General features: G+C 68.3%; 12 protein-coding genes. 5 read left to right on the top strand and 7 right to left on the bottom strand.

Annotated elements, in window-relative coordinates; translation table 11 throughout:
- The first annotated feature begins 4 nt into the window (after positions 1-4).
- From OHN74_RS20230 to OHN74_RS20220, 3 genes are read left to right on the top strand one after another with little or no spacing between them, the layout of a single operon-like run.
- Positions 5-688 carry a response regulator transcription factor gene (locus OHN74_RS20230; protein WP_327695965.1) on the top strand — a complete coding sequence of 228 codons (684 nt, stop codon included), beginning with the start codon at positions 5-7 and terminating at the stop codon, positions 686-688.
- Positions 685-2,214, top strand: coding sequence for an ATP-binding protein (locus tag OHN74_RS20225; protein ID WP_443060415.1), 1,530 nt, complete (start codon positions 685-687; stop codon positions 2,212-2,214). Before OHN74_RS20230 ends, OHN74_RS20225 begins: the two co-directional genes overlap by 4 nt.
- Complete coding sequence (locus OHN74_RS20220; protein WP_327695964.1) at positions 2,211-2,855, top strand: hypothetical protein; 645 nt, start codon at positions 2,211-2,213, stop codon at positions 2,853-2,855. Before OHN74_RS20225 ends, OHN74_RS20220 begins: the two co-directional genes overlap by 4 nt.
- 108 nt (positions 2,856-2,963) lie before the next feature.
- Here the strand turns inward: OHN74_RS20220 and OHN74_RS20215 are convergent, their stop codons facing one another.
- The 6 genes from OHN74_RS20215 to OHN74_RS20190 all read right to left on the bottom strand — a co-directional run bounded on the left by OHN74_RS20215 (position 2,964) and on the right by OHN74_RS20190 (position 9,477).
- Complete coding sequence (locus OHN74_RS20215) at positions 2,964-3,737, bottom strand: polysaccharide deacetylase family protein (protein WP_327695963.1); 774 nt, start codon at positions 3,735-3,737, stop codon at positions 2,964-2,966.
- Positions 3,738-3,936: 199 nt separating this feature from the next.
- Positions 3,937-4,674 (bottom strand): hypothetical protein, encoded by a 738-nt coding sequence (locus OHN74_RS20210; RefSeq protein ID WP_327695962.1) that lies wholly within the window; start codon positions 4,672-4,674, stop codon positions 3,937-3,939.
- A 17-nt stretch (positions 4,675-4,691) separates the two neighbouring features.
- Entirely contained in the window at positions 4,692-6,377 is a 1,686-nt protein-coding gene (locus tag OHN74_RS20205; RefSeq protein WP_327695961.1) for an Hsp70 family protein, read from the bottom strand.
- 94 nt (positions 6,378-6,471) lie between these two features.
- Complete coding sequence (locus tag OHN74_RS20200) at positions 6,472-7,431, bottom strand: hypothetical protein (protein WP_327695960.1); 960 nt, start codon at positions 7,429-7,431, stop codon at positions 6,472-6,474.
- Positions 7,428-8,408 (bottom strand): protein phosphatase 2C domain-containing protein, encoded by a 981-nt coding sequence (locus OHN74_RS20195; protein ID WP_327695959.1) that lies wholly within the window; start codon positions 8,406-8,408, stop codon positions 7,428-7,430. The genes OHN74_RS20200 and OHN74_RS20195 overlap by 4 nt, the downstream gene beginning before the upstream one ends.
- Before the next feature lie 397 nt (positions 8,409-8,805).
- The gene (locus OHN74_RS20190; RefSeq protein ID WP_327695958.1) at positions 8,806-9,477 is read right to left on the bottom strand and encodes a vWA domain-containing protein; all 672 of its coding nucleotides are present in this window, start codon (positions 9,475-9,477) and stop codon (positions 8,806-8,808) included.
- A 440-nt stretch (positions 9,478-9,917) separates the two neighbouring features.
- Here OHN74_RS20190 and OHN74_RS20185 point away from each other — a divergent pair, with 440 nt between their 5' ends.
- The gene (locus tag OHN74_RS20185) at positions 9,918-10,826 is read left to right on the top strand and encodes a hypothetical protein (RefSeq protein ID WP_327695957.1); all 909 of its coding nucleotides are present in this window, start codon (positions 9,918-9,920) and stop codon (positions 10,824-10,826) included.
- 7 nt (positions 10,827-10,833) lie between these two features.
- Here OHN74_RS20185 and OHN74_RS20180 read toward each other — a convergent pair whose 3' ends face one another.
- Positions 10,834-12,693: a hypothetical protein gene (locus tag OHN74_RS20180; protein WP_327695956.1), complete on the bottom strand. Its 1,860-nt coding sequence runs from the start codon at positions 12,691-12,693 to the stop codon at positions 10,834-10,836.
- A 506-nt stretch (positions 12,694-13,199) separates the two neighbouring features.
- Here OHN74_RS20180 and OHN74_RS20175 point away from each other — a divergent pair.
- Positions 13,200-14,192 (top strand): caspase family protein, encoded by a 993-nt coding sequence (locus tag OHN74_RS20175; protein ID WP_327695955.1) that lies wholly within the window; start codon positions 13,200-13,202, stop codon positions 14,190-14,192.
- Positions 14,193-14,206: the final 14 nt, after the last annotated feature.

The following is a 14,206-nucleotide window of genomic DNA, read 5'->3' as shown; positions in this document are numbered from 1 at the left end:
GCCGATGCCCCGCGTGCTCCTCATCGAGGACGACCCTGCCGTACGCGAGGGGGTCGAACTCGGTCTGCGCCGCCGCGGCCACGAGATACGGGCTGCCGCGACCGGCGAGGCGGGCCTCGCCGCGCTGGCCGAGTTCCGCCCCGATCTGCTGCTGCTGGACCTGATGCTGCCCGGAATGAACGGCGTACAGGTCTGCCGGCGGGTCCGCGAGCACAGCCAGCTGCCGATCATCATGCTCACCGCGCGCAGCGACGACTTCGACGTGGTCATCGGCCTGGAGGCCGGCGCCGACGACTACATCGTCAAGCCCGCCCGTCCCGAGGTGATCGAGGCCCGGATCCGTGCCGTACTGCGCCGCATCGAGGACAGCGGCCCGGGGCGTCCGGCCATCGAGGTCTACGGCGAACTCACCATCGACCGGGGTGGGCTGACCGTCACCAAGACCGGCCGGCCGGTCGCGCTCGCCCCCTCCGAGCTCAAGCTCCTGCTGCACCTCTCCGCCGCCCCCGAGCAGGTGTTCAGCCGGCAGCAACTGCTGGAGCACGTCTGGGACCACAGCTACCACGCCGACGCCCGGCTGGTCGACGCGTGTGTCGCCCGGCTGCGCGGCAAGATCGAGGACGAGGTCGGCAGCCCCCGCTACGTCCAGACACTGCGGGGCTTCGGCTACCGCTTCGGGCCGCTGTGACCACCGGTGCCCGCCCTGCTCCACCGCGCCGCGGCAAGGAGGCGGGACAGGGCGTTCCCGCCGCCGACGACCGGTCGCGGATCAGGGCGTTCGGCCTGCGTACGCGGCTGTTGCTCGCCTTCCTGCTGGTCGCGGGCGTCAGCGCCGGCACGACGTCCGCGCTGACCTACCGTGAGGCCCGTACCGCGCTGCTGCAGACCGCTCAGGACACGGCGGTCACGTCGTTCCGCGACCAGGTCCAGCAGACGGCCTTCGACCTGCCCGTACAGGCCGAGGGCATGGAGGAGGTCCTGCGGGACATCGCCCGCAAGGGCAAGCCGCACCCCTGGGTGGTGTTCGCCGAGTACGGTTCGATCCGCGCCTCCTCGGGCGAGAACCCCGTCTCCACCGTCATCACGCCCGGACTGCGCCGCGCCGCGCGGGCCGACCCCCACGGCAGCTTCGAGCGGGTCGTCAAGGACGGCGTTCCCTATCTGACCATCGCCATGCCCATGGTCTTCAAGGCGAGCCCGAACAGCGTGCTGCCCAGCGGACTCGTCCTGTACGCCGTCATGCGGATGACCGATGAGCAGGTCAACGTCGACGCCCTCCTCACGGCCGCCCGGGACGGCGCCCTGCCGGGCCTGGCCGTCGCGCTGATCCCCGGCCTGATCGCCGCACGCAGCGTGCTGCGCCCGGTGCGGAAACTGCGCGAGGCGTCCCGGAGCATGGGAAGCGGCCGACTCGACACCCGGATTCCGGTGCGAGGCAGCGACGAACTGGCCGACCTGGCACGCACCTTCAACGAGTCGGCGGGCCAACTGGAGTGTTCTGTAAGGGAGTTGCGTGAGGCCGAGGAACGCGCCCGCCGTTTCGCCTCCGACGTCTCGCACGAACTGCGCACCCCCCTCGCCGCGATGCTCGCCGTCACCGGGGTCCTCGACGAGGACGCGGACGGCCTGGACGCCGACACCGCCCGGGCGGTCCGGCTGGTCAGCTCGGAGACCGGAAAGCTCGCCGTGCTCGTCGAGGACCTGATGGAGATCTCCCGCTTCGACGCCCGCGCGGCAGAACTGAACGCCGACGAGGTGGATGTCGCCGAGGCCATCCGCAACACCCTGCGGCACCGGCACTGGACCGACGACCGGATCCGTGTCGAACTGCCCGGCGGAATCCGGGCCCGGCTCGACCCGCGCCGCTTCGACGTCGTGATCGCCAACCTCGTCGGCAACGCCCTGCGGCACGGCGGCACGCCCGTCACGGTACGGCTGCGCACCGAGGAACGCTCTCCGGGCTCGACCGTGCTGATCACCGAGGTGGCGGACAGCGGACCCGGGATCGTCCCCGAGTCGCTCCCGCGCATCTTCGACCGCTTCTACAAGGTCGACGCGGCCCGCACCCGTTCGGAGGGCAGCGGCCTGGGACTGGCGATCACCCTGGAGAACGTGAGGCTGCACGGCGGCACGATCCACGCGGGGAACCGGCCCGAGGGCGGTGCCGTCTTCACCGTCGAGATACCGCTCCACACGGAGGAGGCAGGCGGATGAGGCGTGTGCGCAGCCGCCGACGTGCGGCGACCGGCACCGTCACCGTCGCGGCGGCCGTGGCGCTGCTCGGTGGCTGCGGTATCCAGGAGACCGACGTCATCGCAGCCGGCGGTCCCGCCAGCTTCCAGGCCTTCCTCAACCGCGAGTACGACATGCTGCTCTTCTTCCGTTCCCCCGACGGAGGGCTGAGCCCCGTGATCCGGTCGACCGCGGTCTCGGCCGCGTTCGGCGAGGGATACGTCGAGCCGGGTTCGGCGGAGACGGACGGACCCGTGCCGGCGGAGAAGGTCGTCGCGGCGTTGCTCGCCGGCCCGCGCGAGGAAGACCGGGCCGCAGGCCTGAGCACCTCGCTTCCCCCGAGCCTGGGCGGAAGGGTCGAGGTCGCGACCTCCCCGGGCGGCAGGGTGACGGTCCGTCTGCCCTTCGCCCTGAAGGGCCTGGACAGCACTGCTCTGCGCCAGCTGACCTGCACGATCGCCTACAGCCAGGACGCCGACGGCCAGGTCGCCGTGGAGCTGACGGGCCAGGACGGCGCATCGAGGTCGGGCACCTGCGGCCTCGCCCGCGGCAACACCGGCACCGCACCCGAGGCAGCCGAGCTCAGGACCCGCACCACGCCGCCGCCCGGCACATCCGGCTGAGCACACGTCAGGGCTCGGGCAGCCCGGCGCCGGGAGCCCGGTCCCAGCGGTAGGCGCCGCCCAGGTCGGTCCGCGCGTACGGCAGCCCTGCTCACGCGTGGCCCGCGTTCAGCGCACCGGGAAGCCGAACGAGTAACCCTGCTCTTTGAGTTCGGGAAGGATCCGGCGCAGTGCCTCGACGGTCTGGGAGCGGTCGCCGCCCGCGTCGTGGAACAGGAGCGTCGGCCCGTTGGGCAGTTCGCGCTCGACGGTGGCGACGATGGCGTCCGCACCCGGCTGCTCGAAGTCCTTGGTGTCCACGTTCCAGCCCAGCGGACGCATGCCGTGCGAGGCGGCGAGCTTGCGGCTGTACGGGGTGAAGGCCCCGCCGGGCGCCCGGTAGTACATCGGGCGTACGCCCCCGGACGCCTCGGTGATCATGCGTTCGGCGTCGAGGATCTGCTGCGACTGGTAGGCCTGGGACTGCTTGTCCATGGTGGTGTCGTGCGACACCGAGTGGTCGCACAACCGGTGCCCGGCCGCGACCACTTCCTTCACCAGGTCCGGGTGGGCCTGCGCCTGCGTCCCCACCATGCAGAACGTGGCCTTCACCCCGTACTCCCGCAGTACGTCGAGCACTTGGGGGGTCCATACGGGGTCGGGGCCGTCGTCGATGGTGATGTTGACGCCGCGCGCCCCCTTGTCCGAGGCGTGCACGATGGTCACCGCGACCGGCTTGACGGCACCGCCCGGCCTGGGCGACGCGGTCGCCTTCGGCGCCGAGTCGTCCACGGCCCCGGCCTGCGCGGTCCACACCGACGCCCCGGTGGCGAGCAACGTCACCCCGAGCGCCGCGCCGAGCACCTTGCCGTACCAGCCCCGCCCGCCACTGTGCCGCGCCATGTCCCCACCGCTTTCCCGCAGTTCCTCGCCGATCCTCGGTCACCTCGCGACCAACTGGCATGACGAGAAACGGCGGCTCCGGGATCCGTCAGTTACCGATCAAGGACAATCCCGGTGAGGTTCCCGGACAACCGGGCGGGCAACGGGACGGAACGGGGCCGCTCGGCGGCGGTACGTCCGGCCCTGTCGGGGGAGCAGGTCAGTGGACGCCACCGTGCGGGCCGGCCCGCGAGACGTCCGGCCCTTCGGTGTAGACCTGCTGAGGCAGCAGACAGCGCGAGCCGACCAGAAACGAGGGCGTGACGGCGAACTGGACGTCGTTCGCCGGGTTGCACACGCCCCAGGTCTCGACGTTCCGGCCTTCCACCTTCTCCCGGTGCGGGTCGAAGGAGAACTCGCAGCTCGGGTCCAGCATTCCGGCGCCCCTGCGCAGGGCGGTGATCCTGCCGACCAGTGCGGCGAACGTGCTGTCGTTGGCCGAGTTGGGCCACAAGCGGGTCTCGACGACGGATTTGCAGTCCAGGTTGTCATTGAGCTGCCAGTTGAGCAGGTTGCACAGGAACTGCGCCCGGGTTTTGGCGGTCGGTGGGGTCTTCACCGCCGACTGGTAGGCCGTGCGGTACCCGTGGTCGATGTCGGCGAAGAGCGTCTTCAGATCCTCGGCGAGCTGAAACTGGTCGTAGCTCTCCTGGGTCAGGGTGCCGGGTTTCTCCTGCTGGTGTGTCTCCGCCAGGATCTCGGTGAAACGGTCGTTCAGATAGCTCGTCCGGCGATCGAGTTCGGCGATCTGTTCCTGCACTGCCCCAAGGGCGCTGGACAGGGCACGTACCTCCTTCCCGGTGGTGTGCTGCCGGGTCGCCATGTCGTCCAGACTCCTGCCCACCATCGCCAAGATGGCTTCGAAGGTCTGCCCCGCCGACTGTGATGCCGCTTCCATGACCTGAGACTCACCTTCTACGAGAAGTGGATGTGTGTCTTGACCTCTTTGCCGGAGCGCACATCGCGGGCCCGCGCCTCGACCTCGGTTCCGCCGAAGATCATGGTCATCTCGATGCACCGTTCGTCCGGCGGATGGGACAGGGTCGGCGTCATGTCCATCGTCAGCTCACCCACACACCGGCACGTGTCGTCGGTGACGTACCGGGGATCGCTCTTCTCCGAGACGAACAGGCGCAGTGACATCTCCCGCTGCTGTTCCAGCACGGGGAAGTAGCTGCGGCGCACCTCGCGGCCCGGCTCCACCACCTCGTTGACCTCCACGAAGCTGTCGAACCTGTTGTCGCACAGCGGCGTACCGTCGTACTTGATCAGCCGCAGGTTCGCCGGATCCCGCACGATGTCGAACGGCTTCGCTGTGGCGACGCCGTAGGTGAACCGGGTGCGGCGGCCGCGGATCAGGGTCGGCTCGAGGCCGAGGTGGACGGCGCCGAGCAGGACCGCCCAGGAGGGCTTGGAGGGCACGACCAGTTCGGTACGCCTGGACAGGTGGGACCGCAGGCGCTCCTGCAGATACCGGGACTGCGCGAAGCCGCCCACGAGCATCACGCGCTGGACCGACTTGCTCCCGATCTGACGCAACTGCTCGTCCACCAGCTTCAGAATGGGCTTGGTGACGTGATCGAAGAGCCCCATCACCTCGTCGAAGCCGAGTTCGATGGCGTCGTCCACACCGTTCTGTATCGCGGCCAACCGCCGGGTGTCCGACTCCTCCATGATCCGGAAGAGCCGGTGACTCATCTGCAGAAGGACCGAACGGCGGTTCTCCGGGTCGAAGCTGCGCTTGTTGCGCTCCCATTCGTCGGAGAGCGCGACAAAGGCCCCCGGCTCCAGGTGGCGGGCCCGTTTCATGAACTCGTTGCCCAACCGCTCGGGCAGCACCGTCTCCAGCAGATACCGGTCGATGTAGGTGGAGCCCAGGCTTCCCCCCGAGGGGTAGCCGATCTCGGTGAGGCCGTGCTCGGTCTTCTCGTACGCGGTGATGTCCACGGTGCCGCCACCGGCGTCCACCACCATGAACCGGTCCCCGGCCGCGCCGACCCCCGAATGACCGGTGTCGAACCGGCAGTACAGGGCGGCGACCTCGGGTTCGATCGCGATGAGCAGCCGCTCCGACTCGGCGGGGAAGCCCGCCTCCACGGCGCAGTCGCGCATGATCTGGCGCTCCCGGTCCTGCCAGATCGCGGGCACTGTCAGTACCCAGAGGATCTCGTTCTCCTGGACCCGGCTTCCCGCGATGATGCGGTCCAGCGCGAAGCGCCGGAAAGCCTTCAGATAGGAGGTGATCAGCCGGCGCGGTGATGTGGTGGCGCCCGCCGGAGACGCCGACCTGACCGCTTTCCCCGTCTCGGGCAGCAGCCCCATCTTGAAGCCCTGCGCGTACTCGTACTCCGGATGCTCCCGGCTCTCCATCTGGAACCGGCGGCTCGCCTGGTGGCCCCACTCCAGGACCTCACCGGCGCTGTCGAGGAGGACCGCCGTCAGATTCTTGACGTAGTTGGTCGGCTGCCCCTCCCAGTCGTCGAACAGATTGATCCGCCGGTGCACCGGTTCACGGTCACGTTCGCTCGCGAACGACCAGGCGAATCCCGTGCCGTGGGTGCCGAAGTCGATCGCGGCGACCAGTCGCACTTGCTCGGCCATGTTCCTGTTCCCCCTGTGCCCTGTCCCCTGTGCCTGCTCCTGGCGGCGAATGCCGCGAAGCGGCGACTCTTGGTGTGTGTTGTCCGGTGCGCGGCTACGGCTTGTCCGGCGGCCGCAGTGGGATCGAGCCCCGAGGGCTGCCCGGGCCGTCGAGGTCGGCCATCGGCAGCGGCGGCGGCAGCACACGCCTGGCCGGCGGCGGGCCGACGAGGATCTCTCCGCGTCCGCTCAGCGCCCGTACCCACTGCGCGGCCTCGGGACGCGGCCCTGTCGGTTGTCCGGCGCGGTCGAACATGGCCCTTACCCCGGTGACGATCGGCTCCGGAGTGTCGGCGGGCAGCTCCAACGGCTGGCCCGGACGGACGGCGGCGTTGCCGCTGAGGGTTCTGCCGACCAGGAGCGCCAGTTTGTAGAGGTCCGTCGCCGGGCTCGGACCGCCTTGCTGCTGCGGGTCGTTCCAGTCCGGGGTGTCCGCTGTGGGCAGCACCGGCGGCATGCCCACCCGGGTCGGGCTGTCGCAGTCGATCAGGCAGATCCGGGCCGGGACGTCCGGGCTCCAGAGAAGATTGCGCATCGAGATGTCCCCGATGACCATCTGCCGTTCCTGCAGGACACGGACGAGCCCGGCGAAGGCGCGGGCGACTTCGATCCGGCCGTTGGTGTCCAGCGGGACGATGTCTCCCCACAGCGGCTTCGGCGGATAGAGCAGGTACTGGAGTTCCCGCAGCTTGGGCCCCGCCTTGGTCTGCCCGATGAAGGAAGCGGGCACTTCCCGCATCAGGAAGCCGACCACCTGGCCGTGCCTGACCACCCGGGCCGACGGCCAGGCGGTCTGCCGCAACAGGGCCTCGCTGTCTTCGGCGGAGAGCGTGTCGGGGAACTCGACCAGGTACCGCATGGACTCGCCGTTGGCCGACCCGGTGAAGTAGCGCTTGAACACCTCACCGGGCCGGTTGCGTACGCGCAGCACATCGCCCTGACCGCCACTGCCGAGCTTCTCACCCAGGTCGAGGGCGGCGATCTGGACGTCGTGCCGGGCGCCGGTGGCAGTCACGGCACCCAGACGCAGACAGCGCTGCGGTCGTCGCCGAACGTCTGCGCACGGAAGCTCAACTGCCAGTAGAACTCCGGCAGTGAGGGCGCCCGACCGTCACCCCAGTACTGTGCCAGCCGGTCCAGCACACTGTCGTTGCGCATGGGGTTGGCGAGGCCGTCCGTGCACAGCAGCAGTACGTCCCCGGAGTCGAGGGCGCACTCCGTCACCGTCACACGGTCGGGATGGCCGGGCAACGCGTCGGTCGCCGTACTCATGATGGCCCCCTCGTCGCCCGCCGGCTGCAGGACGGGCCGCCACCCACCGCGGCGGCCGAGCAGAAAGCCCTGGCAGTCGCCCACCGCGAAGAGCAACGCCCGCGCGGGACCGTGCGCACCACCTGGGAAGACCAGCGCCGCGGCCATCGCCGACGACAACTCCTTCGGCCCGGCCCGGCGTTCCGCCGCCTCGATACGGATGCCCGCGGCGATGTCGGCGGCCACCGCCCGGCAGACATCGCCCAGCACTTCGAGCGGGGCCCGCTGCGCCAGCAGGTCGAAGCGGAGGGCTACATGCTGCGGCAGCAGCCGGCAGACCACCGCCGAACCGAGCTGGGACAGCGGCTGGCTGCCGACACCGTCGGCGACGCAGGCCAGGAGGACTGGGTCCGCGCCCGGTGTTTCCGGTCCGCCCGAGGGCGGCGGGGCCAGACTCCAGAAGCCCATCGAATCCTGCCGGGTCTCCCCGAAGTACCGGTGGTCGTCGCCGCGGATGGAGGCGCCGCGTACCACCAGCGCACCGACGGTCCCCCCGTCCACCACGGAGTCCGGGGCAGGGGCGGTGACTTGGGGCAGCGCCCGGGGGGTCGAGCCGAGGGAGGGCCTGCCGACAAGGACCACCGGCTCCGGGAACTCCGGCCCCCGGATCACGGGGGCGGGCGCCGGCGCGGGCTGGACGGACTGCTGGAGCGCGTCCTCCGTTCCGCGCGCGGGAGGCACGGTGACGACGGCTGCGCGGGCAGCTTCGGCCGAGTTCCCCGTGTCCGCCGTATCCCCCGTATCCCCCGAATCTTCTGTATCCGCCGTATTCGCTGTACTCGTGGTGTCCGATGTACTGACTGTTTCCCACGGACTGGTGATGTCCGATGTACTGGCTGCGGCTGCGGCTGCGGCTGCCGCCACGCTCACGGGATCCGCCGTGCACGTGCCGTCCCCCGCACTCACTGGATCCGCCGTTCTTGCGCTGTTCGCCGCATCCGTCGGTTCTGTCATTACCGCCCCCTTCAGGCCCGGTGCGGCCGGACCTCAATGCTTTTGCCTTCCGGTGACCTTCTTTCGGTACGCCCCGGAATCCACGCCACAACATTTCCCCGTGATTCCCGACCCGCTGCGGATGTCAGATCGGGTCGGCCGTGATCGTGGTGAATCCGGGAACGGCGTCCGGCATCACCAGGGTTGCCCCGCCGGTGGAACTGGCTGCCGACTGCGTACCCGAGTTGACGATGGAACGGATGAGGGACTGTGCGAACTCACCGAGAGCCTCGGCCGGTCCGAGTGTTCCGTCGGCGATGAACGCCTTCGTCGTCGCCACCTGACGGATGACGGACTCGTCGGCCTCGCCGAAGCCGAAGGCCAGAATGTTGGGGTGCGACCGCCAGGCCGGATCCACCAACGCCTTGTAGTCGCTCTGCCAGTTGGAATTCGCCTGCCCGTCGGAGAGGAAGAACACCGCGGGGCGGTAGACCTGGTGTCCCTCGGCCTTCAACTGGGTGACGTCGGCGTCGATGGTGGACTTGAGGCGCCTGAAGGCCGCCCCGTAGTTGGTGCCTCCGGTGGCCCTCAGCGCGGGCATCGAGGCCACCACGCTCAGGTCCGAGAGAGGCAGCAGGATTTCTGCCTCGTTGGAGAAACCGATCAAGCAGAACCGGGTCTTGTCCGCCACCACCGGGTTGCTGCCGATCTCCTGGTGCAGATCGGGCAGTGATTTGTTGATCGCGTTGATCGGGTCGCCGGACATCGAACCCGACTCGTCGCAGACGAGATAGAACGGAAGAACCTGCTGGCTCATGGAAAGGCCCCCCTGCCTATTGATCCCCCGACGATCTCCGGGTTGCCGCATCCCTGTGCATGGCGTCCGAAACGGATGATCAATCGGGCTAACGGGTCGTAAGTGTTGCAGATCGACAGGCGCAAGGTGAACAACTTCGTCATGTCCGCAGATCTCGCCTCTTTTCCGGTCTATCGGAGGGGATGTGTGCTAAATGCAGGGCCGCGTCCGGGGTGACGAAGAGCCACTGCCAGGCCTATTGCAATGAATGACCGATGGCTCTCACTCCTGTGCGCCGTTCGCGCGCGCCCCCGCACCTGTTGCCACCGGGCGTGCCCTTCGGAAAGGCTGCTCGCAGCCTTCTTGCAGGCTCCATGACAAGGGTCGGGCGCCAGGACAGCGATGGGACGGACGATGCCGAAAGCCGTGTGTACGCGGTGAGGTGGCGACTCCTCAGATTCGTGCGAGAGGTCGGTCTACTGGCAGCCGCGCTGGTGCTGGCCCCTTTTTTCGTGTACGTCCTTCTCGACCCCCAGGCCGGGATGGAGAAGATGATCGAATCGGTTGCCCGGATCTCGAAGGTCACCCTCCTCCCGGTCCTCGCACTCTGCTCGGCGAGTGGCCTGCGGTGGTGGTTGCGGTACAAACGGCCCCACGCGACCCTGGACTGCGCACAGGCCGTCGACTCGATCGTCGAGTCGGATGCCTCGTACTGTCTGCTGCTGCGGACGTTCGGCGGCGACGGCAAAGTGCTGCTTCCCACTCATCCCCGGATGGGGCTGTGGTCCCCTGCCCTGACCTTGGAGCAGGTCACGGCGCGGGCACTGTCCCACCACGGCATGCGGACCTACACGCTGGTGGACGCCGCTGTGCGGCACTCGCCGCCCGGGCCGGTGTACCTGCGTTCGACGGAGGAGAGCTGGCGGGAGCACATCGGCGCGCTGGTGGGGAAAGCCACGCACATCGTCCTGTTGCTCGCGCCGGGCCGTGAGATGCGTGAATCGCTCGCGTGGGAGATCGAGTTGATCCGCTGCAGCGGCCTCCAGCATCGCGTGACGATCCTTTTCCCGCCGTGTGGCAGGAAGGGCAGGTACCACCCGACGCACCTGACCGCGCGCGCCAACGCCGAGCGGATCCTGGAGATGCTGGAACTGTCCTCCGTCGATGTGCCGGCCGCGGCGGAACAGATGCACCGCGCGCTGGCCGTACGGATTCTGGGGCACGAGGATGACGGGCGGCGGGTATCGCACGTACTCGATGTGGCGTCGACCGTGCTGACTCGCCGGGGCATCATCGGCACGAAGGTGTACGACGGGGCGCTCTCGCTGCTCCTCCGCCCACCGTTGGTCCCACCGGACAAGGTCCGCTGACTCCTGGTCACTCGCTGGTCGTGGTTCGGCTGCGGCGGGCGAGGGTGTCGCGGGCCTCGCCCCAGGCCATCGCATAGGTGAACTCCGTACGTCGGCGGGCTCCCCAGGTGTGCCACTCGGTGCCCCCGGTGTTGAGCAGGACCAGGGCGCCGCTCGCGTCGTTCCTGTGAGCGCGCAGCCCTTCGAAGCGCGACCGGCCGTGAGACCCGGAGTCTCCCGCTGTGAGAGCGGCGTCGATGAACGAGTGCCAGCGTCTGCGCAGTTCGTGCTCGGCCAGTGGCGCGAGGAAGAGGGCGACGGGAATCGACGGGTGCCTGCCCAGAAGCTCCAGCTCCTGGAGCAGTCCCTCGTTGATGACCTCCGGAGTGGCGCCCACGACGACGAGCCGGGATTCGAGTGCCTTGGCCTCGATCTCCGCCTGCCAGTTGGTGCCCAGCTTCATACGGGCCGCGCCGATGTCGGACCGTTTCCTGGTGTCCGCGGGATGGGAAGCGGCGATGACAGGTCCAAGTGCCCAGACGTGCCGGACCGTGATCTCCTCGAAGGGCTGGCGCCAGGCGAAACTGGCGCGTTCCAGCACGCTCGTGCGCGCGATGGCGCTCGACGGCATCGTGGCCGAGTCGTCGGTGAAGCTGCGCAGATAGAGCACGGGCGGCTCGGAGCTGTCCTGTTGGGCGGCTTCGGCGTCCTTCAACGCGTAGGAGCGTCCCAGCCTGCGTACGAGCACTCCACCGAGCATGAGAAGTCCCGACATCACGATGACCGCGCTGCCCGCCCCGAGACCGACGACCGCCAGTACGACATAGGCCATCAGGTGTCCGAAGGACTGAACCTGCAGGTATCTGGCGGTGGGCAGGCCACCGTCGATCAGGGGCGAAGCCCCGAGGCCGGAGAGCTGGGCGATGTAGAAGACGAAGAAGAGAGCGAGGCCGGCCGCATAGAGCAGGAGGCTCGCCAGACCACAGGCACGCACCCACCACGCGTGGCCGCCGCGTACGTCCCAACGACCGCGCACGGGGCGCGGCTGCCACGCACGCTTCAACAGGGGGCTGCGGCCGGGCAGCAGCCAGCCTCCGACGTAGGCGATGGTCAGCATGACGACCGGGTCGATGGTCAGGTTCCGGGTGGCGATGAGGATGAACAGCACGAGGAAGCCGAATACGCGGAATGTCGCCCGGATACGGACCAGGACGGCGAGTCTGAGGGCCGCGCGGGACACGTCCTGCCATGCGGGGTCGTGACGCCGGACGCGGTAACGACGCCAGACGTGCCGGGTGCGAATCATCCGCCAGGGCAGGATGTAGACGAGATAGCCCAGGGCGGGCGTCGTCAACAGCACCAACATGCCCTCGGTGTACTCCGGTTCATTCAGTTCGGCTCGCTCACCGGGTACGAGTTCGGTCTGCCGCGCGGCCACCGCGGTGACACGCTCGGACAGTTCGTCGAGGCGGCTCTCGGCCGGCGTCCGCAAGGACACCCGAACCGCTCGGTTGCCCTGGGCGAACAGCACTTCACGACTCCGCGCACCGCTGACGTAGCGCACTTCGGGAGTGAGCCAGGCGCCTGGCAGAGAGCGCAGGTTCGTCGGGTGCTCGAAGAAGTTGGGGTTGAAGAGGTCGAACCAGACGAGTGTCGCCGCGTCCCTGGTGCCCGGGCAGCGCCACACCACTGCCTGCGCTTCGTCACCGTTCTGGGACCGCCAGGTGCGCTGCCAGCCCGTGCACACGTTCATCAGCCACTTCGTCTCCGACTTTCCCTCCCACGGTCCTTCGGACACCAGCCGCTGCGAAGGCCCGAGCCCGGGGTCCCCGATCACCAACGAGGAGAGTGCCGGTGTGTCGTCATCGGTCGCGATGCCCAGCGTCACGACGGGAGTTGAGTTCTGGGCGCCGGGCCGAACGGCAGCGCCGGCCAGGAGGAACACGAGCAGGAGGAACAGAAGGAGTGACAGGGGGCGGCTCTCTCCGGAGCGCGGCCGTGGCGTCCAGGACGGCAGGGGCGGACTGCTGCGAGGGCGACGTGTCGTGGTCCCGGTGTGCACTCCGCGTCAGCGCCTTTGCCGTCGAAGGACTCGGGCGTGAGCCGCTGCGCACCCCCTGGTGAGGAATGACGCTAGGTCAGCGGGTTGGTGAAGCAGAGGGATCGGCCGAAACCGGCATGTTTCGCCGGAGGAAGTACGTCCGCCCGACGACATGGGGCCAGACGCCAGGGCGAGTTCGGTCGCACACCGCTGGAGCACCAGATCAGTTGTCCTCCCGGCAGGTGTGAGCCAGTGCGCCCGAAATGGGTTCAGATGCACGCGGGGGCGAGTAGCATCGGCAGCCGAGTGACAAATAGGCCGACAGTAGCTTCATCGACTTGCTGTAGGGGTTTATGCGTAAGGCGCTAATCGTCGGAATCGATCACTACGCAGGCATGCACTCCCTCAGCGGTTGCGTGAACGACGCCTACTCGGTGAAGACCGCGATCGAGCGCAACGCCGACGGCACCCTCAATTTCCCCGCACCTCATGTGCTGACGGGAACAAGTGCCGAACAGAGCGTGACGAAAAGGGATCTCAAGGATGCGGTCAGGGAGCTTTTCGCCGACGATTCGGAGATCGCGCTCTTCTATTTTGCGGGCCATGGGTACATCGAGGACACCGGCGGCTTTCTGTGTGCGAGCGACTGCGAGACCGGAGATGACGGACTCGCTCTGGCTGAGGTCATGACACTGGCCAACAGCTCACGTGCCAGGAACAAGGTGGTCATCCTCGACAGCTGTCACAGCGGTGTGGCGGCAAACAGCTCGATGGCCACCGGACTTGCCGAGATCTCCGACGGTGTCACCATCCTGACCGCTTCGACCGCTGATCAGTACTCCTACGAAACACCAGGTGGCGGCGCGGGTGTCTTTACGAGCCTGTTCGTCGACGCGCTCAACGGGGCAGCGGCGAATCTCGTCGGGGACATCACGCCCGGAAGCGTCTACGCCCACATCGACCAGTCGCTCGGCCCCTGGGCGCAGCGGCCGGTGTTCAAGACGAACGTCAAGACGTTCGTGTCCCTGAGGAAGACGGAACCGCCGATCGCCCTTACGGATCTGCAGTCACTCACCAAGCACTTCCCCTCTCCGGAGGACAGTTTGCAACTGGACCCTTCTTTTGAGCCGGAAAGGTCCCTGGAACAGGTTCAGGACTCTCGGATTCCGCCGCCCGACCCTGCCAGAACGGCAATTTTTGCTGTGCTCCAGAAATACGTCAAGGTGAACCTCGTCCGCCCTGTCGACGCACCTCATATGTGGCATGCCGCCATGCAGAGCAAGTCCTGCAAACTGACGGTGCTGGGTCAGCACTATTGGAATCTCGTGAAGAAAGGGCTTATCTAGCCGGCGAGTTCGAG

The organism is Streptomyces sp. NBC_00459 (genome assembly GCF_036013955.1).
Taxonomy (GTDB): Bacteria; Actinomycetota; Actinomycetes; order Streptomycetales; family Streptomycetaceae; genus Streptomyces.
The sequence above is the reverse complement of the archived record's forward strand: the minus strand, read 5'-3'. Positions and strand labels throughout refer to the sequence as shown.